The sequence below is a fragment of the Pseudomonas sp. GW823-FHT05G12 genome, from assembly GCF_058795575.1.
The window spans coordinates 287,769-312,404 of the sequence record NZ_CM179501.1 but is presented as its reverse complement, the minus strand read 5'-3'; the positions used below and the strand labels follow the sequence as shown (position 1 = coordinate 312,404).

Here is a 24,636-nt window from a genome sequence, read left to right as displayed (position 1 = left end):
GCGGCTAAGCCGCTGCCACAGGTACTGCACAATCCCTGTAGGAGCGGCTTTAACCGCGAAGAGGCCAGTGAGCCTCACACAGCATTACGCGGCAGCAGCAGCCCCAGCGGCAACCTGACCCGCGCCTCGATCCCGCCGCCAGACCGGTTACGCAACTCCACGTTCCCGCCATGTTGCGCAGCAATCCGCTTCACGATCGCCAACCCCAACCCGGTGCCCTTGCCGCCCCGCGCCCGGTCACCGCGAATGAACGGGTTGAAAATGGTTTCCAGCTCCGACTCGTCAATACCGGTGCCCCGGTCCAGCACACTGAGCACCACATACGGCGCACTCTCATCACCTGACACATAGGCAGCCACCTCGACCCCCTTGCCAGCATGGTGCAGGGCGTTGCCGATCAGGTTGCCCAGCATGCGCTTGAGCGAAACCCGGCGCAGCGGGAACGGTGGAATCGGCTCCAGACACAGGCGCACACGCTCTACCGGCTGGTTGTACGGAGCCACCACCTCACGCACCAGGTCAGCAAGGTCGACCTCTTCCACCGGCTCGTCACGGCCATCGCGGATGAAGGCCAGGAACTGATCGAGAATCGCGTCCATGTCCTCGATATCGCGAACCATGTCATCGCTCAGCTCGTTGTCGCTGTTCAGCAAGGACAGCGACAGACGCAGACGCGTCAGTGGCGTGCGCAAGTCGTGGGAAACCCCGGCCAGCATCAACTCACGCTCGCGCCCGGCCTGCTCGACATCCTCGGCCATCTGGTTGAACGCCTTGTACACCTCGGTCATCTCGCTGGGGGTATCGCTGATCGGCAGGCGCACACTGCGCCCCTGGCCAAGCTGGCGGGCGGCGAACACCAAGCGTTTGAGCGGCTGGTTGAGCTGACGCACAAAAATCCACGCCGAGGCGGTGGACAACAAGCCAATGGCCAGGAACCAGCCCAGCACGTTCCAGATCTTCTGCCCACGCAATGGATGCGGGTACAGCGGCACTTTCAGCCAACCCGGACCCAGGCTTGGCGCATTGACCCACAACGCGGGCGGTGCATGAATGCGCAGCCGCACTTCGGTGTCGTCACCCAGCTCGGCCTGCATCTGCCGTTGGTAGATCTCACTGTAGGGCCAATGCTGCTCGCCTTCGGGCACACCCGAGCCGGTCACCCGGATAAGACCTGCCGCCTCGGCGATCTTGTCGCGGTTTTCTTCGTCGGCGGCCCAATAGGCGCGCAAGGTCAGCGCTACACCATGGCTGTACTGACGGTCGACCAGCACGTCCTCGTTCATCAGCAGGTAGACCAGGGTCAGCGCCTTGGAGAACAGAACGACGATCAACACCAGCCACAGGGTGCGGGCGAAGAAACTTTGCGGAAACCAGAGCGGTGTTTTCATCGACGTCCAGGCATCATTTTCCGGCGTTTCCGTCCGGTACGAACACGTAGCCCACGCCCCAGACAGTCTGGATGTAACGCGGCTTGGACGGGTCCGGCTCGATCATGCGACGCAGGCGTGAGATCTGCACGTCGATGGAGCGCTCCAGCGCATCCCATTCGCGGCCGCGCGCCAGGTTCATCAGCTTGTCGCGAGTCAACGGTTCGCGGGCGTGCATCACCAGAGCCTTGAGCACAGCGAACTCGCCGGTGGTGAGCATGTGCACTTCGTTGCCACGCTTGAGCTCGCGGGTGGCCAGCGACAGCTCATAGTCGCCGAAGGTGACCGACTCGTCCTCGCTGCCCGGCGCTCCCGGCACGCTCGGCGCCTGGCGGCGCAGCACCGCCTTGACCCGGGCCATCAGTTCGTCCGGGTTGAACGGCTTGCCCAGGTAGTCGTCGGCGCCCAGCTCCAGGCCCTTGATGCGGCTGAGCTCGTCGCCCTTGGCGGTCAGCATGATGATCGGGATCTGGTTGTTCTGCTGGCGCAGGCGCTTGCAGGCGGACAGGCCATCCTCGCCTGGCAGCATCAGGTCGAGCACCACCAGGTTGAACACCTCGCGCTGCAGCAGGCGATCCATCTGCTCGGTGTTGGGCACTGCACGGGCACGGTAGCCCTTGCTGGTGAAGAAACGTTCCAGCAGGCTGCTAAGCCCCGGATCGTCGTCGACGATGAGAATCTTGTCACCTTCAGCGGTGTTTGGCGTGCCGGTCATGAATAACTCCTCTGATATCGCCGCGCATTATGGCGTAGCCATTGCTGCACGTTGCGTGAGCATTGTTAGCAGATTTTTCCCCCGGCGCCAGTTCTGGCTGGCCGGGCGCCATCACCGCAAGCCGTTTGCGATGGGTATAATGCGCGGCTTTCATCCAGCGCCGCCGGGCAAAAAGCCCACAGGCGACCCCCGTATTCACAAATGTCAGGTGGTTTACATGGACAGCATCAACAGCCGTATCGCCGAGGAACTGGGCGTACGCCCGCAGCAGGTCGAGGCGGCCGTGAGCCTGTTGGACGAAGGCTCGACCGTGCCCTTCATCGCCCGCTATCGCAAGGAAGTGACCGGTAGCCTTGACGACACTCAGTTGCGCCACCTGGAAGAGCGCCTGCGCTACCTGCGCGAACTCGACGAGCGCCGGGCCAGCATCCTTTCCAGCATCGAGGAACAGGGCAAGCTGACCCCGGAACTGGCCCGCGAGATCAAGCTGGCCGACACCAAGACCCGCCTCGAAGACCTGTACCTGCCGTACAAGCAGAAGCGCCGCACCAAGGGCCAGATCGCCCTGGAAGCCGGCCTTGGCGAACTGGCCGATGGCCTGTTCAACGACCCGACCCTGGTCCCGGAAAGCGAAGCCGCACGCTTCGTCAACGCCGAAAAGGGCGTGGCCGACGTCAAGGCCGCGCTGGAAGGCGCCAAGTACATCCTGATGGAGCGCTTTGCCGAAGACGCCGCCCTGCTCGACAAGCTGCGCAGCTACCTCAAGCAGGAAGCCGTGCTCAGCGCCCGCGTCGTGGCCGGCAAGGAAGAAGAAGGCGCCAAGTTCCGCGACTATTTCGCTCATGACGAGCTGCTGCGCACGGCGCCATCGCACCGGGCCCTGGCGATCTTCCGCGGGCGCAACGAAGGCGTGTTGAGCGTCTCGCTGAAGGTCGGCGAAGAACTGCCCGGCACCCTGCACCCGTGCGAGCTGATGATCGGCAACCACGTCGGCATCGAGAACCGCAGCCGGCCGGCCGACAAATGGCTGGGTGAAGTGGTGCGCTGGACCTGGAAGGTCAAGCTGTACACCCACCTGGAAACCGACCTGTTCGGCGAGCTGCGCGACAGTGCCGAAGGCGAGGCGATCAACGTGTTCGCCCACAACCTGCATGACCTGCTGCTGGCCGCCCCGGCCGGCCCGCGCGCCACCCTGGGCTTCGACCCGGGCCTGCGCACCGGCTGCAAGATCGCCGTGGTCGACGCAACCGGCAAGCTGCTGGACCACACCACGGTCTACCCGCACGCGCCGAAGAACGACTGGGACCGCACCATTTCCATCATGGCCGCACTGTGCGCCAAACACTCGGTGGAGCTGATCGCCATCGGCAACGGCACAGCCAGCCGCGAAAGCGACAAGCTGGTGACCGAGTTGGTCAAGAAATATCCCGCCCTGAAAATCACCAAGATCATGGTTTCCGAAGCCGGTGCGTCGGTGTACTCGGCATCGGAACTGGCCGCCCGCGAGTTCCCGGACCTGGACGTGTCGATCCGCGGCGCCGTGTCGATCGCCCGCCGCCTGCAGGATCCGCTGGCCGAACTGGTGAAGATCGATCCGAAATCCATCGGTGTCGGCCAGTACCAGCACGACGTGTCCCAACTGAAACTGGCACGTGGCCTGGACGCGGTGGTCGAGGACTGTGTGAACGCCGTGGGCGTGGACGTGAACACCGCTTCGGTGGCGCTGCTGACGCGCATCTCCGGCCTCAATGCCACGCTGGCACAGAACATCGTCGCCCACCGCGATGCCAATGGCCCGTTTGCTACCCGTGCAGCGCTGAAAAAGGTCAGCCGCCTGGGTGAGAAAACCTTCGAGCAGGCCGCCGGCTTCCTGCGCGTGATGAACGGCGACAACCCGCTGGACGCCTCTGCGGTGCACCCTGAGGCCTACCCGCTGGTGCAGCGCATTGCTGCCGATACCGACCGCGACATCCGCTCGCTGATTGGTGACAGCAGCTTCCTCAAGCGCCTGGACCCAAAAAAGTTCACCGACGAAACCTTCGGCCTGCCAACCGTCACCGACATCCTGCAAGAGCTGGACAAGCCCGGCCGCGACCCACGTCCGGAGTTCAAGACCGCCACCTTCCAGGAAGGCGTCGAAGACCTCAAGGACCTGGAACCGGGCATGATCCTCGAAGGCGTGGTGACCAACGTTACCAACTTCGGTGCCTTCGTCGACATCGGCGTGCATCAGGACGGCCTGGTGCATATCTCGGCGCTGTCGGAGAAGTTCGTCAAAGACCCGCGTGAGGCGGTCAAGGCCGGCGATGTGGTCAAGGTCAAGGTCATGGAAGTGGACATCCCGCGCAAACGCGTCGGCCTGTCCATGCGCATGAGCGACACCCCGGGCGAGAAGGTCGAAGGCAACCGCGGTGGTAATCGTGGCAATGGCGGCAATCGCCAGCCGCAGGCACCGCGTCAGCGCGAAACCGCCACCGCAGCCCCGGCCAACAACGCCATGGCCGCCCTGTTCGCCAACGCCAAGCAACTGAAGAAGAAGTAATGGACGTACCTCGCGAATACGTCGAAAGCGCCTTCAGCCAGCTGCTGGGCTGCCGCCTGCAACACCTGGACACCGGTGTTGCCGAAGTAGCCCTGGCGCTCGAGCCCCAGTTGCGCAACCGTGGCCAGAAGCTGCACGGCGGGGCGATCTTCAGCCTGGTGGATATCGCCATGGGCCTGGCCTGCTCGGCCAGCCATGGCTTTGACCAGCAAAGCGTCACCATCGAGTGCAAGATCAACTACATGCGTGCCGTCAGCGACGGCGAAGTGCTGTGCACCGCCCGCGTGCTGCACGCCGGGCGGCGCACCCTGGTGGTCGACGCCGACGTAGTTCAGGGCGACAAGCTGGTGGCCAAAGCGCAAGGAACCTTCGCGGTTCTCTAGCTCACCAAGCAGTATCTGCGGTATTTTCAGCAGTGCGCTGGCACTGCTGGAACCGCGTAAACCAGGCGACAACGCCAGTTCCTTTCTTCCTACCCTTGTAGACCGTTATCTCTACCCCCATATTGGGGCGACTGACGCGTGAAGGAATACATCTTGAGCGAACTCCTCAACCGCCGCCTGAGCCTGCTCGGCGCCAATCTCCCCCTGCTCAAGCAGTGCCTGCACGGTATTGAGCGCGAATGCCTGCGCGTGACCGATGAAGGTCGCCTGGCCCAGACCCCGCACCCGGAAGCACTGGGATCGGCGCTGACCAACGAGCAGATCACCACCGACTATTCCGAGTCGCTGCTGGAGTTCATCACCCCGGCCCTGGCCGATCCGGCCAAGGTGCTCGAAAGCCTCGAAGAGACCCACCGTTTCGTCTACAGCAAGCTGGGCGACGAATACCTGTGGAGCCCGTCGATGCCGTGCACGCTGCCGGCCGAGGAGGACATCCCGATCGCCGAGTACGGCAGCTCGAATATCGGCAAGCTCAAACACGTCTACCGCAAGGGCCTGGCCCTGCGTTACGGCCGCACCATGCAGTGCATCGCCGGTATTCATTACAACTTCTCGCTGCCCGAAGCGCTTTGGCCACTGCTGCGCGAAGCCGAAGGCAGTACGGAAAATGACCGCGACTACCAGTCGTCGGCCTACATCGCACTGATTCGTAACTTCCGCCGCTACAGCTGGCTGCTGATGTACCTGTTCGGCGCCTCGCCGGCCCTGGACAAAGGCTTCCTGCGTGGCCGCCCGCACCAGCTCGAAGAGCTGGATGCCGAAACCCTGTTCCTGCCTTATGCCACCAGCCTGCGCATGAGCGACCTGGGTTACCAGAGCAACGCCCAGGCCGGCCTGACGCCCTGCTACAACAACCTGGCCAGCTACACCGACAGCCTGCGCAAGGCCGTTGGCACGCCCTACCCGCCTTACGTTGAAATCGGCACACATGTGGATGGCGAGTGGGTTCAGCTGAACACCAACATTCTGCAGATCGAAAACGAGTACTACTCGAACATCCGCCCCAAGCGTGTCACCTACACCGGCGAGCGGCCGATCCAGGCCCTGACCTCGCGGGGTGTGCAGTATGTGGAAGTGCGCTGCCTGGACATCAACCCGTTCCTGCCGGTCGGTATCGACCTGACCGAGGCGCGCTTCCTCGACGCATTCCTGCTGTTCTGCGCGCTGGAAGAAAGCCCGCAACTGGACAACGGTGAGTGCGGCCAGTGCACCAGCAACTTCCTGACCGTGGTCAAGGAAGGCCGTCGTCCGGGCCTGGAGTTGCACCGCAATGGCCAGCCGATCAGCCTGAAAGACTGGGCCAGCGAGCTGATCGAGCGTATCCGCCAATTGGCCGATCTGCTCGACCAGGCGCAAGGCTCTGATGAGCACGCCAAGGCCCTGGATGCGCAGCAGGCCAAGGTCGACGACACCTCGCTGACCCCGTCGGCCCAGGTGCTGGCACGCATGACCGAGCATGACGAGAGCTTCGTCCAGTTCTCGCTGCGCCAGAGCCGTGTGCACGCCGAGACTTTCCGCGAGCAACCGCTGAGCAACGAAAAGCAGCAAGCATTCGAGACGCTGGCCCGCGAGTCGCTCGCCAGGCAGTCCGAGCTGGAGCAAGACGAAGTCGGTGACTTCGACCTGTTCGTCGGCGCCTACCAGGCCAGCATCCTGGCAATCAGCAGTTGATGAACCGCACCACCACCTCGCGCAAACCGCGCGCCAGCAGCCAGGCCAGGATCGAGGCGATCCTGGCGGCTGCGCGTGAGCTGTTGGCCGAACAAGGGGTGGCAGCACTTTCTATCTACAGCGTGGCCGAGCGGGCGCAGATTCCGCCTTCGTCGGTGTATCACTTCTTCGCCAGCGTGCCGGCCTTGCTGGAGGCACTTACTGCAGATGTGCACCGGGCGTTTCGCGAAGCCCTGAGCGCTCCGATCGACAGCAGCGCGTTCAGCACCTGGCACGAACTGTCACGGCTGATCGAACAACGCATGCTTGATATCTATCACGAGGATGCCGCGGCGCGGCAGTTGATCCTGGCGCAGCATGGCCTGAGCGAGGTAGTGCAGGCCGACCGGCAGCACGACATGGAACTGGGCGACTTGATGCACAAGTTGTTCGACCAGCATTTTCACCTGCCGGTGATGCCACCGGATGTGGATGTGTTTGCCCTGGCCATGGAGTTGAGCGACCGGGTGTATGCACGGTCGGTGCAGCTGCACGAGGCGATCACCCCGCGCATGGCCGAGGAAGGCAAGCGGGTGTTCGAAGCGTATCTGGGGTTGTATCTGCCGCCGTTTCTGGCCAAGCGTTCCAGCTGAGAAATCTGGGGCCGCTTGGCGGCCCTTCGCGGGCAAGCCCGCTCCCACAGAGCCCGCGCGCACCCTGGAGCTTGCGAAGTACCTGTGGGAGCGGGCGTGCCCGCGAAGGGCTGCAAAGCAGCCCCAATATCAAACCGCCGCATCACAGCTTGGCGATGGACACTTCGGTCGACTTCACAAAGGCAATCACTTCACTGCCCACCTGCAACTCCAGCTCCCGCACGGAACGGGTGGTAATCACCGAAGTGACGATACCCGAAGCCGTCTGCACGTCGATTTCCGACAGTACCGGGCCTTCGAGGATTTCTTTCACAGTACCTTTGAACTGGTTGCGAACGTTGATGGCTTTGATAGTCATGGCTTGCTTCCTTTTGGCTTCTGGGATTCAAAGCGCCCAACGCAGCTGCGTGGGCAGAGGGGCTACAGGATCCGGCTCGGGCGCAGTGCCCGGGGTGGACAGAACACGGTTGAGCACTTCGCTTTCCAGCGCGGCCAGACGGTGCGAACCACGCGCCCGGGGCCGTGCCAGGTCAACAGTGAGGTCGAGCCCGACCTCGCCGTCCTCGATCAGGATCACCCGGTCCGCCACGGCAACCGCCTCGCTGACGTCGTGGGTGACCAGCAGCACAGTGAAGCCGTGCTGACGCCACAGGCGTTCGATCAGTTGCTGCATCTCGATACGGGTCAATGCATCCAGCGCCCCCAGTGGCTCGTCCAGCAGCAGCAGGCGGGGCTGGTGAATCAAGGCTCGGGCCAAAGCCACGCGCTGCTTCTGGCCTCCCGAGAGCGCTGCCGGCCATTCGTTGGCGCGGTCGGCCAGGCCAACCGCATCCAAGGCCTCCAGCGCACGCGGGCGCCAGTCGCCAGACAGCCCAAGGCCAACGTTGTCGATCACCTTCTTCCACGGCAGCAGCCGCGCGTCCTGGAACATCAGGCGGGTTTCTTCACGGGCCTCTTCCAGCGGCGCGGCACCCGCCAGTAGCTGCCCGGCGGTGGGCTGGTCCAACCCGGCCAGTAGCCGCAGCAAAGTGCTCTTGCCGCAGCCGCTGCGGCCGACAATGGCCACGAACTGGCCGGCCGGAATGTGCAGGTCGATACCCTTCAAAACTTCGCGCTGGCCAAAAGTCTTGCGCAGGCCCTTGGAGGCCAGCGGGGTGCCACGCAGCAGGCGTGGCGGCTGTTCCTTGAGCACGGTCATGCGCCCTCCTTCCTGGCAACTTGATAGGCCGGGTGCCAGCGCAGCCACACACGCTCCAGGCCTCGGGCCGCAAGGTCGGCAAGCTTGCCGAGTACGGCATACAGGACGATGGCCAGCACTACCACGTCGGTCTGAAGAAATTCGCGAGCATTCATTGCCAGGTAACCGATGCCGGCGTTGGCCGAAATGGTTTCGGCAACAATCAGGGTCAGCCACATGAAGCCAAGGGCGAAACGCACACCCACCAGGATCGAAGGCAGCGCCCCCGGCAGGATCACCTGGCGGAACAGGCCGAAGCCGGACAAGCCGTAACTGCGCGCCATTTCCACCAACGCTGGGTCAACGTTACGGATGCCGTGGTAGGTGTTCAGGTAGATCGGGAACAACGTGCCCAGCGCGACCAGAAAGATCTTTGCCGATTCGTCGATACCGAACCACAGAATCACCAGCGGGATGAGCGCGAGGTGCGGCACGTTGCGGATCATCTGTACCGAGCTGTCGAGCAGGCGTTCGCCCCAGTTCGACAGGCCGGTGATGAAGCCCAGTACCAGGCCGATGCTGCCGCCGATGACAAAGCCCAGGCCTGCACGCCAGCCGCTGATGGCCAGGTGGGTCCAGATTTCGCCGCTGCGCACCAGCTCGACACCCGCGCTTACCACTGCGCTAGGTGCCGGCAGGATACGCGTCGACAGCCAGCCGGCGCTGACGGCCAGTTGCCATATGGCCAACAGCAGCACCGGCAGCGCCCACGGCGCCAAGCGCTGGGTCAGGTTGGAAGAAGTTGCACGACTCATGGCCAGGCCCTCAGCTCTGCGACACAGATTTGGGCAGGATGTCGTTGGCCACCATCTCGCCGAACGGGCTTACATAACCTCCGGCTTTCGGCTGCTCTGGGCGCTGCACATCCAGGTGCGGGAACAGCAGCTCCGCCACGCGGTAAGACTCTTCCAGGTGTGGATAACCCGAGAAGATGAAGGTATCGATGCCCAAGTCGGCATATTCCTTGACCCGTGCTGCCACGGTAGGGCCGTCGCCCACCAGCGCGGTACCCGCGCCGCCCCGTACCAGGCCAACACCTGCCCACAGGTTGGGGCTGACTTCCAGGTTGTCGCGGTTGCCGCCGTGCAGGGCGGCCATGCGTTGCTGGCCCACCGAGTCGAAACGCGCCAGCGAGGCCTGGGCGCGGGAGATGGTGTCATCGTCCAGGTGCGAGATCAGGCGCTCGGCGGCGGCCCAAGCCTCTTCGTTGGTTTCCCGCACGATCACGTGCAGGCGGATACCGAAGCGTACTTCGCGCCCTTGAGCAGCCGCTTTTTCGCGCACCTGTGCGATCTTCTCGGCAACGGCTGCCGGTGGCTCGCCCCAGGTCAGGTACAGCTCGACCTGTTCGGCCGCCAGGTCCTGAGCGGCCTCGGACGAGCCGCCGAAATACAGCGGTGGGCGTGGTTGCTGAATCGGCGGGTAGAGCAGCTTGGCGCCCTTTACCTGGATGTGCTTACCGTCGTAATCGACGTTTTCGCCTTCCAGCACCTTGCGCCATATACGGGTGAACTCGACCGAAGCTTCGTAGCGCTCCTGATGGTTCAGGTGCAGGCCATCACCCGCCAGCTCGTCCGGATCACCACCGGTCACCAGGTTGAATAGCGCACGGCCATTGGACAAGCGATCGAGGGTGGCCGCCTGGCGTGCTGCCACGGTCGGCGAAATGATGCCCGGGCGCAGGGCTACGAGGAACTTCAGGCGTTGGGTCACGGGGATCAGCGACGCGGCCACCAGCCAGGAGTCCTCGCAGGAACGCCCGGTCGGGATCAGCACCCCACCAAAACCAAGGCGGTCAGCAGCCTGCGCGATCTGCTGCAGGTAACCGTGGTCGACCGCACGTGCGCCTTCGGAAGTGCCCAGGTACTTGCCGTCACCGTGGGTGGGGAGGAACCAGAAAATGTTAAGGCTCATTGGAGTCGTCTCCTCAAGGGTGGCTCTAGCCGGAGCGGCGCCCCGGCACTGGCAGTCAATCAAGGCGCGCTAGCGACTTTGGCAGGGGGTGTCCAGATCACGTCCTTGATGCTCAGCGGCTTGGGTATCAGCTTGAGCGCCTGGAAGGTGTCGGCGATCTTCTGCTGCGCGGCCACCACGTCCGGGGTCAGCGGCGCAGCGCCGTAGCCTTGGCGTTTGACCGAGGTCAGGGTGATGTCGGCAGGCAGGCCGAGCAGCGGGGCAACCTGGTCGGTCACTTCCTGCGGGTTGGCCTGGGACCACTCACCCACAGCGCGCACTTCCTCGATCACGGTGTTGATCACCGCTGGGTGCTGTGTCGCATAGTTGCGGGTGGCGAGGTAGAACTGGTGGTTGTCGACCAGGCCCTTGCCGTCACGCAGGGTGCGCGCTTGCAGCTGCTGCTCGGCGGCGGCCTGGTAAGGGTCCCAGATCACCCAGGCATCCACGCTGCCGCGCTCGAAGGCGGCGCGGGCGTCGGCCGGCGGCAGGTAGACAGGCTGGATGTCGCTGTACTTGAGGCCGGCGTCTTCCAGGGCGCGGACCAGCAGGTAGTGCACGTTGGAGCCTTTGTTGAGGACGACCTTTTTACCCTTGAGGTCCTTCACCGACTGGATGGGCGAGCCCTTGGGCACGAGGATCGCTTCGCTGTGTGGCGCTGGCGGCTCGTAGGCGACGTAGAGCAGGTCGGCGCCGGCGGCCTGAGCGAACACAGGCGGGGTCTCGCCGGTGACACCAAAATCGATGGAACCGACGTTCAGCCCTTCAAGCAGCTGCGGGCCGCCGGGGAATTCGGTCCATTGCACCTGTACACCCTGCTCGGCCAGGCGCTTCTCCAGCGTGCCCTTGGCCTTGAGCAGCACCAAGGTGCCGTATTTCTGGTAACCGATACGCAGGCTCTCGGCCTGGGCTTGGGTAATGGCGCCGAAGGACACAGCCGCCGCAAACAGGGCGACCAGACCACGACGCAAGAAGACTGTGCGCATAGCGCTCTCCTGTGCGAATGGGGTTCGGGTTGCACCTGCTTGCCTCGTTAACGGGCGAGTAAGGTGGTGAAGCGGGTAATGCCGTTCAGATGCTCCAGCGAGCGCTGATCAGACGTTCGTTCAATACGCCGGGGGCCACGGGGCGCGGCCGACGGGCCAGGGCGACGTGGAAGGTTTCCAGCGAGTCGTGCAGGCGTTCTTCCAGCGCCTGTACCAACTGCGCGGGCTTTGTGCCTTCTGCGTAAGCCACCTGGCTGTCGTCGGCAAAGATCCCTTGCAGGGTCTCTTGTGCCTTGAGTGCCGACAGCACCGGCTTCAATGCGTAATCCACCGCCAGCATGTGGGCGATGCTGCCGCCAGTGGCGATGGGCAACACGATCTTGTGGGCCAGGGCGCGCTCGGGCAGCAGGTCAAGCAAGGTTTTCAGGGCACCGGAAAACGAAGCCTTGTACACCGGGGTGGAGACGATCAGGCCATCGGCCTGGGCCACCAGTTGCTGAAAGTGTTGCACATGCGGGCTGTCGAAACGGGCATGCAGCAGGTCTTCGGCGGGGAAGTCACGCACCTGGAACGTCACCACTTCAACGCCGCGATCCTGCAGCCACTGGCGCGAACGCTCGAGCAGCACGCCGGAGCGTGAACGGAGACTTGGGCTACCACCGATTGAGACGACCAGCATTGCTGCGCTTCCTTGTGTTCTGTTGGAGGTGACATTAACAGCTGCCACATATATCTAGAAATCATATTTTTTCATTTGTTTATTCCATTATTGTCTTTACTCATCAAGGCCTCTTCGCGGGCGCGCCCGCTCCCACAGGTTTTTGCAGGCATAAAAAAGGGCCGTCGAAACGGCCCGAAAATCCCTGCTTGGCTAAGAGCAATGCAACGAGGAATCCATTAACGATTGGGTTGAGGGGTCAGGCGCAGATAGGGTTTGACCGCCCGGTAACCTTTGGGGAAGCGCTGCTTGATCTCCTCCTCATCTTTGAGCGAAGGCACGATCACCACTTCGTCGCCGTCCTGCCAGTTACCGGGTGTGGCGACCTTGTGGTTGTCGGTCAGTTGCAGCGAGTCGATCACCCGCAGAATTTCGTTGAAGTTGCGCCCGGTACTGGCCGGGTAGGTAATGGTCAGGCGCACCTTTTTATTCGGGTCGATGATGAACAGCGAGCGCACGGTCAGGGTGTCGCTGGCGTTCGGGTGGATCAGGTCGTAAAGGTCGGACACCTTGCGGTCAGCGTCAGCAATGATCGGGAAGTTGACCACGGTATTCTGTGTTTCGTTGATGTCATCGATCCACTTGTGATGCGAGTCGACCGGGTCCACCGACAGGGCGATGGCCTTGACCCCGCGCTTGGCAAACTCGTCCTTCAGCTTGGCGGTCAGGCCCAACTCGGTGGTGCACACCGGGGTGAAGTCGGCCGGGTGGGAGAACAACACCCCCCAGCTGTTGCCCAGCCACTCGTGGAAGCGGATCTTGCCTTCGCTGGAATCCTGTTCGAAATCGGGGGCGATATCGCCGAGTTTGAGGCTCATGGGCTGCGGCTCCTGGGCTGGGTTCTGTACCGTATGGGTTCAATGTGCCTGCAATCGATTAAAAACAAAAAGAATAAATAACAATTTATTTATAACCATAACGCATACCAATTTACAGGCACAAAAAAGCCTCGCATCACGCGAGGCTTCTTGTTCAGCTACCGCTTACAGGAAGTTGTAAGTGTAGTTCACGATGAAGCGAGTCTGGTCTTTGTCCAGGGCGCTTTCGCCGCTACCACGGTAGACACCTTGACGCAGGCTGAAGCCCAGGCCTTTGAGAGCGCCTTCCTGAAGGGTGTAGTCGACGCGGGCGTCACGTTCCCATTCGTTGTAGGTGCCGTCACCCGACCTGTTGCGAACATCATCACCACGCAGGTAGGACACCGAAGCCTTCAGGCCTGGAACACCCAGAGCCGCAAAGTCATAGGAGTACTGACCAAAGGTTGTATTCTCACCGGCGCGGGCAAACTGGTTGATCATGCTATCGGTGAACAGGTAGAAGCTCGCGCCGCCGTTACCTTCCAGAGAGGAAGTGGAGCCGTCTTTACGGACGCTACCTTGGTTCAGCCAGACGAAACCACCATCATCACCCACTTGCTGGTGACCGAGCATCAGCGCGTGGCCACCCAGGGTGTAGGTGAACATGGCGCTCCAGGTCTTGTTGTCGACCTCGCCCGAGTTCTTCGCATAGCCATTGTTGTTGTCGAAGGCATAGCCAGTCTGGCCATTCTTGCCGTCGCTGCTGCTGTCGAAGTAGCGCAGGTCAGTCTTGAACGACTGGTTGTCGGCAATCTTGAATACGTGGGTCGCACCCAGGAAGTGCTGCTTGTAGAAGTCTTCCAGGTTCGAGTAGTAGTACTGCAGGGTCAGGTCTGGGGTGAGCTTGTAATCACCGCCGGCGAACTGGAACTTGTTGCTGTCGCGGAAGGCGCCGGAAACGGAGAGACCGGTACGGTTGCTCGAAGCACGACCCATGGCGTGGGTCAGTTGACCCGCGTTTATGGTCAGGTTGTCGATTTCCTTCGACTGGAGGGTGCCACCCTCGAAGGTCTGCGGAAGCAGACGACCATCGTTGGAGACCAGGATCGGCAGCATAGGCGCCAGGGCGCTACCGTAGTGGACCTCGGTTTTGGAGAAGCGAGCCTTGGCGTTACCACCAATGCGTGCCCAGTCGTGGACTGCCGAACCATCGGAGTCACTCGGGAAGAACGTGTTGTTGGCATCTTGACGGCTACCACGGCCACCATCCAGGTGAATGCCCCACAGCGCTTGAACATCAACACCAAAGCCTACGGTGCCTTGAGTGAAGCCAGACAGGTAGTCGAGCTTGAAACCCTGACCACTTTCTTTCTGGTCAATACCGCTTTCGCGGTTGTCATCGTTGAAGTACATGGTGCGCGAGCTGAGCGACAGCTTGCTGTCCTCAACGAAACCGGCAGCGCCTGCTTGTTGGGCGAGAACCCCCAGTGCCACGGCCAGAGCCAGGCTGGACTTGTACATGTTTTGCTCCTCTACGTTCTAATTTTTGTGTATCTCTGGCGGAGGGGTCTGATGCCCCGCTCACCGGGATGGGCGATTTAGTCCCAAAGCGTGACCGTTAAGTCAATCGTTTCTAAACGTTTCGCGACTTTGGTCTAAGACGCCACCTGCGCTACAGGATAATGACAATCCTATAAATCCAAAATGACTGTTTTATGAATTTGTAAGACTTTTAAGGAATATATTAGGAACCTTTACTGCCATCCGTTGTAGCAGAGAATCTTCTAATAGCTTTTGGTTATTTGCAAACGTTTGCTCATAACCTAATGCCAAATCGTTCTATAGGGTCTTGCAGGCACCTCTGGCTTCGTCAGGGGTCATGGCTTTAAAGCGTTTGGCTCCTAAGCTAATGCAAAAAAGTTATTTATTTTAATTTTCTTAGATCATTTAGCCTTCTCGTCATCCAACCCGACTTGCCTGACGAGAGGTTCAACCATGATCCCGCACGCTCCGCTGCGCCTGTTCGCTGCCCTGACCCTCGCCAGCACCAGCTGGTTGGCCCAGGCAGCCGACCTGACAGTGGCCTACCAGACCACTGTCGACCCGGCCAAAGTGGCACAGGTCGATGGCGACTACGAAAAAGCCAGCAAGGCCAGCATCGACTGGCGCAAATTTGATAACGGCGCAGACGTGATCACTGCCGTGGCCAGCGGCGACGTGCAGATCGGCTACCTGGGCTCCAGCCCGCTGGCCGCTGCCGCCACCCGCAAGCTGCCGGTTGAAACCTTCCTCATCGCCACCCAGATTGGCGCGGGTGAAGCGTTGGTGGCCCGTGACAGCATCAAGTCGCCGCAAGACCTGATCGGCAAGAAGGTCGCCGTCCCGTTCGTATCCACCGGCCATTACAGCCTGCTGGCCGCACTGAAAAGCTGGAATATCGACCCTTCCAAGGTACAGATTCTCAACCTGGCGCCGCCGGCCATCATTGCCGCCTGGAAGCGCGGCGACATCGATGCGACCTACGTGTGGGATCCGGCCCTGGGCGTGGCCAAGGAAAACGGCAAGGTACTGATTACCTCCGGTGAACTGGCGCAGAAAGGCGCGCCTACCTTCGATGCCTGGATCGTGCGCAAGGACTTCGCCGAGAAACACCCTGATGTGGTCAAGGCCTTTGCCAAAGTCACCCTCGATGCCTACGCCGACTACCGCAAGGACCCAAAAGCCTGGCTGGCCGACAAGGGCAACGTAGACAAGCTGGTGAAGCTGTCCGGTGCCAAGGCCAGCGACATCCCGGTGCTGCTGGAGGGCAACGTCTACCCGCTGGCCGCTGACCAGGCCCACGCCCTGGGCGCGCCGACCACCCAGGCGCTGACGGACACCGCCAACTTCCTCAAACAGCAAGGCAAAGTCGAAGCAGTGCTGCCGGACTACTCGCCGTACGTCAGCGCCAAGTTCCTTCCAAACTGATCCGGAGCCCGTCATGGCCTTGCTCGAGCTGGAGCGCATCAGCGCACAGTACCCAGGCGCCAGCACCCCGGTGCTGGCCGATATCAACCTGAGCCTGGGGCCACGCCAACTGCTGGTGGCCCTGGGGCCTTCCGGCAGCGGCAAGACCTCACTGCTCAACCTGATCGCCGGCTTCGTCGCCCCCAGTGGCGGTCACATCACCCTCGATGGTGTGCCGGTGCAAGGCCCCGGTGCAGAACGCGGCGTGGTGTTCCAGGACGATGCCCTGCTGCCATGGCAGAACGTGCTGGGCAATGTCGCCTTCGGCCTCGAACTGGCCGGCGTACCCCGCGCCCAGCGTGAGGCCAAGGCCCGCGAAATGCTCACCCTGGTCGACCTCGATGGCTTCGGCGAACGGCGCATCTGGCAATTGTCCGGTGGCCAGAAGCAGCGCGTGGGCCTTGCCCGGGCGCTGGCGGCCGACCCTCGGGTATTGCTGATGGATGAACCGTTCGGTGCCCTCGATGCCTTCACCCGTGAGCAGATGCAAGAGCTGCTATTGCAAGTTTGGCAACGCACCGCCAAGCCGGTGTTCCTGATTACCCACGACATCGAAGAAGCGGTGTTCCTCGCCAGCGAACTGGTACTGCTGGCACCCAACCCGGGACGCGTAGTGGAACGCCTGCAGCTGAACTTCGGCCAGCGCTATGCCGCTGGCGAATCGGCCCGGGCCATCAAGTCCGACCCAGCGTTCATCGAAACCCGCGAGCATGTGCTGGCGCGGGTGTTTTCCCAACGCCAAAGCCTGCAGGAGCGCGCATGAGCAGCCTGGACCTGCCGGTCGCCGGCAAACACGACGCCCAAACCCGGCCAGCCGCCACGCTACGCCGCCCGCTGTCTACCCGCTGGATCAGCACCCTGACCCTGGCCAGCCTGCTACTGGTCTGGTGGCTGGTGACGGCCGCCGGCTGGGTAGAGCCCCTGTTCCTGCCCTCGCCCGGCGACATCCTGACCAAGGCATGGACCTTGCTGACCCAAGGCTACATGGATGCCAGCCTGTGGCAGCACCTGAGCGCAAGCCTGGGTCGCATCGGCCTGGCGCTGGTGGCTGCGACCCTGACCGCAATACCAGTCGGCATCGCCATCGGCTACAACCGCGTTGCCCGCGGCATTCTCGACCCGCTGATCGAGTTCTACCGGCCCATCCCGCCGCTGGCCTACCTGCCACTGATCGTCATCTGGTGCGGTATCGGCGAGCTGTCGAAAGTGCTGCTGATCTACCTGGCAATCTTCGCCCCCATCGCCATTGCCACAGCCACCGGTGTGCGCACGGTAGACCCGGCCAAGCTGCGGGCGGCGCAGTCGCTGGGCGCAACCAAGGCCCAACTGATCCGCCACGTCATTTTGCCCAGTGCTTTGCCAGACATCCTTACCGGCATCCGCATTGGCCTGGGGGTCGGCTGGTCGACCCTGGTGGCCGCCGAACTGATCGCCGCCACCAGCGGCCTGGGCTTCATGGTGCAGTCGGCGGCGCAGTTTCTGGTCACCGACGTGGTGGTGCTGGGCATCCTGCTGATCGCCCTGATCGCCTTCGCTCTGGAAATGAGCCTGCGTGCCCTGCAACGCAAGCTGGTGCCCTGGCATGGGCAGATTCACTGAACTCCATTGTCCACGCCAGCACGCTGGCGCCCGATTGAAGAGACCGACATGAGCCTGACCATCACTCCCCTAAGCCCCGCACTCGGCGCCCAGATCAGCGGCGTGGACATCAGCCGCGATATCAGCACAGAAGAGCGCGATGCCATCGAACAGGCACTGCTCCAGCACCAGGTGCTGTTCCTCCGCGACCAGCCGATCAACCCGGAACAGCAGGCGCGCTTTGCCGCACGCTTCGGCGACCTGCACATCCACCCGATTTACCCCAACGTGCCAGACACCCCACAGGTGCTGGTGCTCGACACGGCGGTTACCGATGTGCGCGACAACGCAGTGTGGCACACCGACGTGACCTTTTTGCCGACCCCGGCACTGGGCGCGGTACTCAGCGCCAAGCAATTGCCTGCTTACGGTGGTGATACCCTTTGGGCCAGCGGCATTGCGGCCTTCGAGGCCTTGTCGGCGCCGCTGCGTGAAATGCTGGACGGGCTGACCGCTACCCACGACTTCACCAAGTCGTTCCCGCTGGAGCGCTTTGGCACCACGCCGCAAGACCTGGCGCGCTGGGAGGCCACCCGGCGCAACAACCCGCCGCTGTCGCACCCGGTGGTGCGCACGCATCCGGTGAGCGGGCGCAAGGCGTTGTTCGTCAATGAAGGGTTCACTACACGCATCAATGAACTGAGCGAACTGGAAAGCGATGCGCTGCTGAGGCTGCTGTTCGCCCATGCGACGCGACCGGAGTTCAGCATTCGCTGGCGTTGGCAGGAGAATGACGTGGCGTTCTGGGACAACCGCGTGACCCAGCATTTTGCGGTGGATGATTACCGACCGAACCGGCGGGTGATGCACCGGGCAACCATCCTTGGGGATGCACCCTTCTAGCGGTTGCCCGTCCTGACCTCTTCGCGGGCCGCTCCCGCAGGTACAACACAGGGTTCGAAACCGGTGCCGTGCATGTGGGAGCGGGCAAGCCCGCGAAGAGGCCAGGACAGGAGAGCTTGCTCAGCGGACCAGGTGCAGGTACTGCATGTGCCGCTCGTACTGGTCGAGGATGTCGTTGATGATCTGCTCCTTGCTGTAGCCCACCAGGTCATAGTTCTGGCTGCCTTCGCTCAGGTGCACCTCCGCCCGGTAATAGCGGCGGTTCTTCAACTCCTGCGTACCCAGCCCCCCCAAGGCGAACGATGGCGTGAAATAGCCACGCATCTGCACCTGGTAAATGAACGGCTGTTCCTCGCCATGGCCAATCTTCAGGCTGACGTTGTCATGGCTAGGGTCGTCCTGGGTAATCAGTACCAGGCCTTTCTGCTCGAACACTTCACGCACATCGGCAATCGCCGGGCGCACCACATCATCCATGAAGCGGTACACCTCATCACGCGACGGGAAGTGCACCGCCTGGCTCAGGCGCTGGCGCCAGCCGCCACGGCCGCGACGTGACTGGGCGAACGGGGCCAGCGAGTGCATCTGCGCGATCTGCCGCTGCGACTCCAGGTAGAACGCCTTGTGCAGCCCCCACATCATGCACAGCAGAATGAGCGAGAACGGCAGCGACGTCAGTACCACTGCCGACTTCAGCGAATCGATGCTGCCAGCGAACAACAGCGCACTGGTGATCAGTGCAGTCATCGCCCCCCAAAAGATACGCAGCCAGTTCGGCCCATCTTCATCAGCGTCACCGCCCTTGGCCGACAAGGTCGACAGCACCACGGTGCCCGAGTCGGCCGAGGTGACGAAGAACACGAAGCTGATGAACACCGTGGTGGCGATCACTGCCTTGCTCCAGGGGTAGGTTTCCAGCAGCAGGTACAGGCTCATCGACGGGTTGTCCAACGCCGACTGACCCAGTGCGGTCATGCCGTGGTTGATCACCTGGTCCAGGGCGCTGTTGCCGAAGATCGACATCCACGCCAGGGTGAAGCCCAGCGGAATCAGCAGCACGCCAAAGACGAACTCGCGGATGGTACGGCCACGGGAGATGCGGGCGATGAACAGGCCCACGAACGGCGCCCAGGCAATCCACCAGGCCCAGTAGAACACGGTCCAGCCGCCCAGCCAGCCACGGTTTTCACCATAGGCATACACGTCGAAGCTCTTGCGCGGCAACGCACCCAGGTAGTCGCCCAGGTTCTGGATCAGCGTGTTGAACAGGTGCTGGGTAGGCCCGGCGAACAGCACGAACAGCAGCAGCGCACAGGCCAGGAACAGGTTGATATCGCTCATCACCCGCACCCCCTTCTCCACCCCGGCCACGGCTACGGCCACAGCCGCGCCCATCATCAGGGTGATGAGGATCACCTGCACCCACTGGCTGTGGCTGATACCGAACAGGTAGTCCAGACCGGCGTTCAGATGCAGCACCCCAAAGCCCATGTCGGCGCCCAGGCCGAACACCGTGGCGATGATGCCGAAGCCATCCACCGCATAACCGATCGGGCCGTTGATGCGCTTGCCAATCAGCGGGTACAGCGCCGAACGCAGGGCCAGCGGCAGGTTGTGCCGGTAGGCGAAATAGGCCAATGCCATGCCGACGAAGGCGAACACCCCCCAGCCATGCAGGCCCCAGTGCAGGAACAGGATCTGCATCGCCTGGCGCCCGGCCTCGACCGTGCCGGCTTCGCCTTGGGGCGGTTGCAGCATGTGGGTCAGCGGTTCGGAGACACAGAAGAAGAACAGCGTGATGCTGATGCCGGCGGCGAACAGCATGCCGGCCCACGACAGGTAGCTGAACTCGGGTTCGTCGTGGTCGGCACCGAGTTTGATCTTGCCGTAGCCAGACAAGGCGGTGACCACCACGAAGACCAGGTACAGCGTCATCGCCAGCATGTAGTACCAGCCGACCGTGTTGGCCGCCCAGTTCTGCGCCGCCAGCAACCAGTCACCTGCGGCTTGCGGGTTGGAGATGACTACCAGGCCAAAGATGAGGATGAAACTCGCCGCAAAGTAGAACACCGGGGGGTTCATGCGGATCTTGCCATTGGCAAGGGAAGGGTTCGGTGCACTCATAGGGCGTGCACCTCGTCGAATGACGTGAGGTTCGGAATGAACGGGTTCAGCAAAGGAATCCTCCTGTTGAACACCGGCAGCGGACCAGCGTTTTTTCATTGAACAAGCGTTCAAGTTAAACATGGATCGGATTTCAATGCGAATTGGGGCGCTGATTGGTGTCGTCCTGTTCCGGCCTCTTCGCGGGTTAGCCCTCCCCTACATTGGTATGTTCTTTGTAGGAGCGGGCTTGCCCGCGAAGAGGCCAGCACAGGCAATTGCAATGCGGGATCAGTTCTTGTCCTGGCAATCCAGCTGCAGGTTGGCCTGAGTAATGTTGCTTTCAGCCGGCACACTGCGAGTCAGCCACACATTACCGCCAATGGTCGAACCCTTGCCGATGGTAATACGCCCCAGCACCGTGGCCCCGGCATAGATCACCACATCGTCCTCGACGATCGGGTGGCGTGGCAGGCCTTTATGCAGCGTACCCGACTCATCGCTGGGGAAACGCTTGGCGCCCAAAGTCACCGCCTGGTAGATGCGCACGCGCTCGCCGATGATCGCGGTTTCACCAATCACCACACCCGTACCATGATCGATGAAGAAGCTCGGGCCGATCTGCGCCCCGGGGTGAATGTCGATACCGGTGGCCGAATGCGCCAGCTCCGAACTGATCCGCGCCAGCAGCGGCAGCCCAGCCTTGTACAGGTGGTGTGCCAGCCGGTGGTGGATAATCGCCAGGATGCCCGGGTAGCACAGCAGCACTTCATCGACGCTGCGCGCTGCCGGGTCGCCGTGGTAGGCGGCCAGCACATCGGTGTCGAGCAGAACGCGCAGTTCCGGCAGCGCAGCTGCAAAGCCCTGGATCAGGCTCAGCGCACGGGCGTCGACGCCCGCCAGCTCAGCCTTGCTTTGCCGTGCTGCGTAGCGAAGTTCAAGACGAGCCTGGGCCAGCAAGGCGGTCAGCGCGGCATCCAGGGTATGGCCGACGTAGAAGTCTTCACTTTCTTCGCGCAGGTCGACTGGCCCCAGGCGCATGGGGAACAGCGCCCCGCACAGTTGCTCCAGAATCTGTCTCATCGCTTCGCGCGACGGCAGCTCGCGCCCGCCCTGCTCGCCAATACTGCGGCCATTGCGGGTGCGCCATTGCTCACGGGCTCCGCGCAGGCCAGTGACAATGCTCTGCAACTGCCAATGCGCGGATGAAGGTTGTTCGCTCACGGTTTTCTCCTGCCGTATAGGCCATCTGATTTTGTTGCCAGGCCCGCGAAAGGGCCGAACCTGCCTGCATGCAATCCACTTTACGGCAAATCCGAGGCTTGGAAAAAACAACGCTTTATTCCATCCTGCGCTAAGTCAGGCATAAGCCGCGATGACGGAGTGGGTATCGTCGCCTACCCTCAAAGCAGCCGGCACCTGGCAAAAATCAAAAAAGGGAATATTAAAGTTATTTTTTAGTATTTCCCGGCCTAATCAGCCAACCCTATAGTCGCCACCTCACTACCTAGACAACAAGCGCGGGGCTCTGCCATGTCGAAATTCGCCAAACCGCTACTCAACGCCAGCCTGGCCCTCCTGCTGGGTGCCGGCCTGCTCAGTCAGGCTTTCGCTGGCGAGCAATTGAAGACCATCCAGGAAAAGGGCGTCATCAACGTCGGCCTCGAGGGCACCTACCCGCCATTCAGCTTCCAGGACGAAAACGGCAAACTGACCGGCTTCGAAGTGGAGCTGTCCGAGCTGCTGGCCAAGGAGCTGGGGGTCAAGGCCAAGATCCAGCCGACCAAGTGGGACGGCATCCTCGCCGCACTGGAATCCAAACGCCTGGATGTAGTGGTCAATCAGGTGACCATTTCCGAAGAGCGCAAGAAAAAGTACGACTTCTCCGAGCCCTACACTGTCTCCGGCATCCAGGCACTGATCCTGAAGAAGAAAGCCGAGCAGCTGAACATCAAGGGCGCACAGGACCTGGCCGGCAAAAAGGTCGGCGTAGGCCTTGGCACCAACTACGAGCAGTGGGTGAAAAAGGACGTGCCACAAGCCGATGTGCGCACCTATGAAGATGACCCAAGCAAGTTCGCTGACCTGCGCAACGGCCGCATCGACGCCATCCTGATCGACCGCCTGGCCGCGCTGGAATACGCGCAAAAAGCCAAGGACACCCAACTTGCTGGCGATGCCTTCTCGCGCCTGGAAAGCGGCGTGGCCCTGCGCAAAGGTGAGCCGGAACTGTTGGCAGCTATCAACAAGGCCATCGACAAGCTAAAAGCTGACGGCACGCTGGCCAAGCTGTCCGAGAAGTACTTCGGTGCCGATGTCACCAAATGATCGCTGAAAGCCTGCAACTCGTTGTCGACTCCGCGCCCTTCCTGCTGAAGGGCGCGGGTTATACGGTGCTGCTCAGTGTCGGCGGCATGTTCTTCGGTCTGGTGCTGGGCTTTGCCCTGGCGCTGATGCGGCTGTCGAAGATTCTGCCGCTGAACTGGCTGGCGCGGGTCTACGTGTCGTTCTTCCGCGGCACGCCGCTGCTGGTGCAGCTGTTCGTCATCTATTTCGGCATGCCGCAAATCGGCATCGAGCTCGACCCAATCCCCGCTTCGCTGATCGGCCTGTCGCTGAACATGGCGGCCTACATCTGCGAGATCCTGCGCGCAGCCATTTCCTCGATCGACCGGGGCCAGTGGGAAGCAGCCGCCAGCATCGGCATGACCCGCGTGCAAGCCATGCGCCGCGCGATCCTGCCACAGGCCTTGCGCACCGCGTTGCCACCGCTGGGCAACAGCTTCATCTCGCTGGTAAAGGACACCGCCCTGGCGGCGACCATCCAGGTGCCCGAGCTGTTCCGCCAAGCCCAGCTGATTACTGCGCGCACGTTCGAAGTGTTCACCATGTACGTGGCGGTCGCGGTCATCTACTGGGTGCTGTGCAGCATCCTTGCGCACTTCCAGAACCGCATGGAAGCGCGGGTCAACCAGCATGACCAGGAGCATTGAGCATGATTGAAGTCAAAGGCCTGACCAAGCGGTTCAAGGGCCAGACCGTGCTCAACGGTATCGACCTGACCGTGCAGCCCGGTGAAGTGGTGGCCATCATCGGCCCCAGTGGCTCGGGCAAAACCACCTTCCTGCGCTGCCTTAACCTGCTGGAAACCCCCGATGCCGGGCAGATCCAGATCGGCGCCATCAGCATCGATGCCAACCGACCTTTGGGCGGGCAGCAGAGTGCGATTCGCCGTCTGCGCCAGCAGGCCGGGTTCGTGTTCCAGAACTTCAACCTGTTCCCCCACCGCACCGCCCTGGAGAACGTGATCGAGGGGCCGGTGATCGTCAAGAAGACGCCTCGCGAGCAGGCCATCGAGCTTGGCCGGCGCCTGCTGGCCAAAGTCGGCCTGGCGGGCAAGGAAGACGCCTACCCACGGCGCCTGTCCGGCGGCCAGCAGCAACGCGTGGCCATCGCCCGTGCCCTGGCCATGGAACCGGAGGTAATCCTGTTCGACGAACCGACCTCGGCGCTGGACCCGGAGCTGGTCGGTGAAGTACTGGCGACCATCCGCGGCCTGGCCGAGGAAAAGCGCACCATGATCATCGTCACCCACGAGATGAGCTTTGCCCGGGACGTGGCGAACCGGGTGATCTTCTTCGACAAGGGCGTGATCGTGGAGCAGGGCGAGGCCAAGGCCCTGTTTGCAGCGCCGAAGGAAGAGCGTACGCGGCAGTTCTTGCGCAAGTTCCTCGGGACTGCGGCCTCAGAGTAAACCTGTTCCGGCCCATTCGCGGGTAAACCCGCTCCTACAGTGCACAGATCTTGAGGCATGTGTGTAGGAGCGGGTTTACCCGCGAAGAGCCCGGCACCTCTGTAACAAATCCCCCTTCTATAAATATTCCAAAAAGTTAGTTCATAAAATTTTTATAAATCATTAGGGTAT

Annotated in this window: 23 protein-coding genes; 11 read left to right on the top strand and 12 right to left on the bottom strand. The window is 62.1% G+C overall.

Annotated features, from left to right (window positions below; genetic code table 11):
- Positions 1-74: 74 nt before the first annotated feature.
- Together AC3RCM_RS01345 and ompR are read right to left on the bottom strand one after the other, a co-directional pair.
- Entirely contained in the window at positions 75-1,388 is a 1,314-nt protein-coding gene (locus tag AC3RCM_RS01345; RefSeq protein WP_014589336.1) for an ATP-binding protein, read from the bottom strand.
- 13 nt (positions 1,389-1,401) lie between these two features.
- On the bottom strand, positions 1,402-2,142 hold the full coding sequence (gene ompR, locus AC3RCM_RS01340; RefSeq protein ID WP_003255821.1) for an osmolarity response regulator transcription factor OmpR: 741 nt from the start codon (positions 2,140-2,142) through the stop codon (positions 1,402-1,404).
- A gap of 217 nt (positions 2,143-2,359) precedes the next feature.
- Here ompR and AC3RCM_RS01335 point away from each other — a divergent pair, with 217 nt between their 5' ends.
- The 4 genes from AC3RCM_RS01335 (at position 2,360) to AC3RCM_RS01320 (ending at position 7,430) form a co-directional block, all read left to right on the top strand.
- The gene (locus tag AC3RCM_RS01335; protein WP_020191053.1) at positions 2,360-4,684 is read left to right on the top strand and encodes a Tex family protein; all 2,325 of its coding nucleotides are present in this window, start codon (positions 2,360-2,362) and stop codon (positions 4,682-4,684) included.
- Positions 4,684-5,067 (top strand): PaaI family thioesterase, encoded by a 384-nt coding sequence (locus AC3RCM_RS01330; protein ID WP_003255824.1) that lies wholly within the window; start codon positions 4,684-4,686, stop codon positions 5,065-5,067. Before AC3RCM_RS01335 ends, AC3RCM_RS01330 begins: the two co-directional genes overlap by 1 nt.
- A gap of 153 nt (positions 5,068-5,220) precedes the next feature.
- A complete protein-coding gene (gene gshA / locus AC3RCM_RS01325; protein ID WP_457251214.1) occupies positions 5,221-6,798 on the top strand; it encodes a glutamate--cysteine ligase in 1,578 nt (525 codons plus the stop codon).
- Complete coding sequence (locus tag AC3RCM_RS01320; RefSeq protein ID WP_492629307.1) at positions 6,798-7,430, top strand: TetR/AcrR family transcriptional regulator; 633 nt, start codon at positions 6,798-6,800, stop codon at positions 7,428-7,430. Before gshA ends, AC3RCM_RS01320 begins: the two co-directional genes overlap by 1 nt.
- A 142-nt stretch (positions 7,431-7,572) precedes the next feature.
- Here AC3RCM_RS01320 and AC3RCM_RS01315 read toward each other — a convergent pair whose 3' ends face one another.
- The 8 genes from AC3RCM_RS01315 to AC3RCM_RS01280 form a co-directional block, all read right to left on the bottom strand.
- Positions 7,573-7,788, bottom strand: a complete 216-nt coding sequence (locus AC3RCM_RS01315) for a TOBE domain-containing protein (protein WP_003255829.1) — start codon at positions 7,786-7,788, stop codon at positions 7,573-7,575.
- A gap of 27 nt (positions 7,789-7,815) precedes the next feature.
- Complete coding sequence (gene ssuB, locus AC3RCM_RS01310; RefSeq protein WP_064491770.1) at positions 7,816-8,628, bottom strand: aliphatic sulfonates ABC transporter ATP-binding protein; 813 nt, start codon at positions 8,626-8,628, stop codon at positions 7,816-7,818.
- The gene (ssuC, locus tag AC3RCM_RS01305) at positions 8,625-9,422 is read right to left on the bottom strand and encodes an aliphatic sulfonate ABC transporter permease SsuC (RefSeq protein WP_003255831.1); all 798 of its coding nucleotides are present in this window, start codon (positions 9,420-9,422) and stop codon (positions 8,625-8,627) included. The genes ssuB and ssuC overlap by 4 nt, the downstream gene beginning before the upstream one ends.
- A gap of 10 nt (positions 9,423-9,432) precedes the next feature.
- Positions 9,433-10,581, bottom strand: coding sequence for an FMNH2-dependent alkanesulfonate monooxygenase (ssuD, locus tag AC3RCM_RS01300; protein ID WP_003255833.1), 1,149 nt, complete (start codon positions 10,579-10,581; stop codon positions 9,433-9,435).
- 59 nt (positions 10,582-10,640) lie between these two features.
- Complete coding sequence (locus tag AC3RCM_RS01295) at positions 10,641-11,606, bottom strand: sulfonate ABC transporter substrate-binding protein (RefSeq protein WP_014589331.1); 966 nt, start codon at positions 11,604-11,606, stop codon at positions 10,641-10,643.
- 85 nt (positions 11,607-11,691) lie between these two features.
- Positions 11,692-12,285 carry an NADPH-dependent FMN reductase gene (gene ssuE / locus AC3RCM_RS01290; protein ID WP_003255835.1) on the bottom strand — a complete coding sequence of 198 codons (594 nt, stop codon included), beginning with the start codon at positions 12,283-12,285 and terminating at the stop codon, positions 11,692-11,694.
- Positions 12,286-12,503: 218 nt separating this feature from the next.
- The gene (locus AC3RCM_RS01285; protein ID WP_003255836.1) at positions 12,504-13,142 is read right to left on the bottom strand and encodes a peroxiredoxin; all 639 of its coding nucleotides are present in this window, start codon (positions 13,140-13,142) and stop codon (positions 12,504-12,506) included.
- 165 nt (positions 13,143-13,307) lie between these two features.
- Positions 13,308-14,642, bottom strand: a complete 1,335-nt coding sequence (locus AC3RCM_RS01280; RefSeq protein ID WP_492629306.1) for an OprD family porin — start codon at positions 14,640-14,642, stop codon at positions 13,308-13,310.
- A 474-nt stretch (positions 14,643-15,116) separates the two neighbouring features.
- Between AC3RCM_RS01280 and tauA the strand changes: the two genes are divergently transcribed.
- The 4 genes from tauA to tauD are packed head-to-tail and all read left to right on the top strand — an operon-like array spanning position 15,117 to position 18,608.
- Positions 15,117-16,088 carry a taurine ABC transporter substrate-binding protein gene (gene tauA, locus AC3RCM_RS01275; RefSeq protein WP_020191047.1) on the top strand — a complete coding sequence of 324 codons (972 nt, stop codon included), beginning with the start codon at positions 15,117-15,119 and terminating at the stop codon, positions 16,086-16,088.
- 13 nt (positions 16,089-16,101) lie between these two features.
- A complete protein-coding gene (gene tauB, locus AC3RCM_RS01270) occupies positions 16,102-16,890 on the top strand; it encodes a taurine ABC transporter ATP-binding subunit (protein WP_010951613.1) in 789 nt (262 codons plus the stop codon).
- Positions 16,887-17,726 carry a taurine ABC transporter permease TauC gene (gene tauC, locus AC3RCM_RS01265; protein WP_020191045.1) on the top strand — a complete coding sequence of 280 codons (840 nt, stop codon included), beginning with the start codon at positions 16,887-16,889 and terminating at the stop codon, positions 17,724-17,726. The genes tauB and tauC overlap by 4 nt, the downstream gene beginning before the upstream one ends.
- Positions 17,727-17,774: 48 nt before the next feature.
- Positions 17,775-18,608 (top strand): taurine dioxygenase, encoded by an 834-nt coding sequence (tauD, locus tag AC3RCM_RS01260; RefSeq protein ID WP_492629305.1) that lies wholly within the window; start codon positions 17,775-17,777, stop codon positions 18,606-18,608.
- A 120-nt stretch (positions 18,609-18,728) separates the two neighbouring features.
- Here tauD and betT read toward each other — a convergent pair whose 3' ends face one another.
- Positions 18,729-20,690: a choline transporter BetT gene (gene betT / locus AC3RCM_RS01255; protein WP_010951610.1), complete on the bottom strand. Its 1,962-nt coding sequence runs from the start codon at positions 20,688-20,690 to the stop codon at positions 18,729-18,731.
- 312 nt (positions 20,691-21,002) lie between these two features.
- Positions 21,003-21,935, bottom strand: a complete 933-nt coding sequence (epsC, locus tag AC3RCM_RS01250; protein ID WP_003255846.1) for a serine O-acetyltransferase EpsC — start codon at positions 21,933-21,935, stop codon at positions 21,003-21,005.
- A gap of 309 nt (positions 21,936-22,244) precedes the next feature.
- Between epsC and tcyJ the strand changes: the two genes are divergently transcribed.
- Genes tcyJ through tcyN form a run of 3 tightly spaced genes read left to right on the top strand, consistent with a single transcriptional unit; the run spans position 22,245 to position 24,465 of the window.
- Complete coding sequence (tcyJ, locus tag AC3RCM_RS01245) at positions 22,245-23,039, top strand: cystine ABC transporter substrate-binding protein (RefSeq protein WP_003255847.1); 795 nt, start codon at positions 22,245-22,247, stop codon at positions 23,037-23,039.
- Positions 23,036-23,704, top strand: a complete 669-nt coding sequence (gene tcyL, locus AC3RCM_RS01240) for a cystine ABC transporter permease (protein WP_003255849.1) — start codon at positions 23,036-23,038, stop codon at positions 23,702-23,704. Before tcyJ ends, tcyL begins: the two co-directional genes overlap by 4 nt.
- Positions 23,705-23,706: 2 nt before the next feature.
- Positions 23,707-24,465 (top strand): L-cystine ABC transporter ATP-binding protein TcyN, encoded by a 759-nt coding sequence (gene tcyN / locus AC3RCM_RS01235; RefSeq protein WP_010951607.1) that lies wholly within the window; start codon positions 23,707-23,709, stop codon positions 24,463-24,465.
- The last annotated feature ends 171 nt before the right edge of the window (positions 24,466-24,636 follow it).

What these genes read in the sequence shown, in the direction of transcription:
- tauD (WP_492629305.1), top strand. Translation starts at nt 17,775, where the DNA reads ATGAGCCTGACCATCACTCCCCTAAGCCCCGCACTCGGCGCCCAGATC.
- ssuE (WP_003255835.1), bottom strand. Translation starts at nt 12,285, where the DNA reads ATGCTGGTCGTCTCAATCGGTGGTAGCCCAAGTCTCCGTTCACGCTCC.
- AC3RCM_RS01320 (WP_492629307.1), top strand. Translation starts at nt 6,798, where the DNA reads ATGAACCGCACCACCACCTCGCGCAAACCGCGCGCCAGCAGCCAGGCC.
- ssuC (WP_003255831.1), bottom strand. Translation starts at nt 9,422, where the DNA reads ATGAGTCGTGCAACTTCTTCCAACCTGACCCAGCGCTTGGCGCCGTGG.
- betT (WP_010951610.1), bottom strand. Translation starts at nt 20,690, where the DNA reads ATGAACCCCCCGGTGTTCTACTTTGCGGCGAGTTTCATCCTCATCTTT.
- tauC (WP_020191045.1), top strand. Translation starts at nt 16,887, where the DNA reads ATGAGCAGCCTGGACCTGCCGGTCGCCGGCAAACACGACGCCCAAACC.
- AC3RCM_RS01295 (WP_014589331.1), bottom strand. Translation starts at nt 11,606, where the DNA reads ATGCGCACAGTCTTCTTGCGTCGTGGTCTGGTCGCCCTGTTTGCGGCG.
- AC3RCM_RS01345 (WP_014589336.1), bottom strand. Translation starts at nt 1,388, where the DNA reads ATGAAAACACCGCTCTGGTTTCCGCAAAGTTTCTTCGCCCGCACCCTG.
- tcyN (WP_010951607.1), top strand. Translation starts at nt 23,707, where the DNA reads ATGATTGAAGTCAAAGGCCTGACCAAGCGGTTCAAGGGCCAGACCGTG.
- tauB (WP_010951613.1), top strand. Translation starts at nt 16,102, where the DNA reads ATGGCCTTGCTCGAGCTGGAGCGCATCAGCGCACAGTACCCAGGCGCC.
- AC3RCM_RS01315 (WP_003255829.1), bottom strand. Translation starts at nt 7,788, where the DNA reads ATGACTATCAAAGCCATCAACGTTCGCAACCAGTTCAAAGGTACTGTG.
- ompR (WP_003255821.1), bottom strand. Translation starts at nt 2,142, where the DNA reads ATGACCGGCACGCCAAACACCGCTGAAGGTGACAAGATTCTCATCGTC.
- tauA (WP_020191047.1), top strand. Translation starts at nt 15,117, where the DNA reads ATGATCCCGCACGCTCCGCTGCGCCTGTTCGCTGCCCTGACCCTCGCC.
- tcyL (WP_003255849.1), top strand. Translation starts at nt 23,036, where the DNA reads ATGATCGCTGAAAGCCTGCAACTCGTTGTCGACTCCGCGCCCTTCCTG.
- AC3RCM_RS01280 (WP_492629306.1), bottom strand. Translation starts at nt 14,642, where the DNA reads ATGTACAAGTCCAGCCTGGCTCTGGCCGTGGCACTGGGGGTTCTCGCC.
- AC3RCM_RS01330 (WP_003255824.1), top strand. Translation starts at nt 4,684, where the DNA reads ATGGACGTACCTCGCGAATACGTCGAAAGCGCCTTCAGCCAGCTGCTG.
- tcyJ (WP_003255847.1), top strand. Translation starts at nt 22,245, where the DNA reads ATGTCGAAATTCGCCAAACCGCTACTCAACGCCAGCCTGGCCCTCCTG.
- ssuB (WP_064491770.1), bottom strand. Translation starts at nt 8,628, where the DNA reads ATGACCGTGCTCAAGGAACAGCCGCCACGCCTGCTGCGTGGCACCCCG.
- AC3RCM_RS01335 (WP_020191053.1), top strand. Translation starts at nt 2,360, where the DNA reads ATGGACAGCATCAACAGCCGTATCGCCGAGGAACTGGGCGTACGCCCG.
- ssuD (WP_003255833.1), bottom strand. Translation starts at nt 10,581, where the DNA reads ATGAGCCTTAACATTTTCTGGTTCCTCCCCACCCACGGTGACGGCAAG.
- AC3RCM_RS01285 (WP_003255836.1), bottom strand. Translation starts at nt 13,142, where the DNA reads ATGAGCCTCAAACTCGGCGATATCGCCCCCGATTTCGAACAGGATTCC.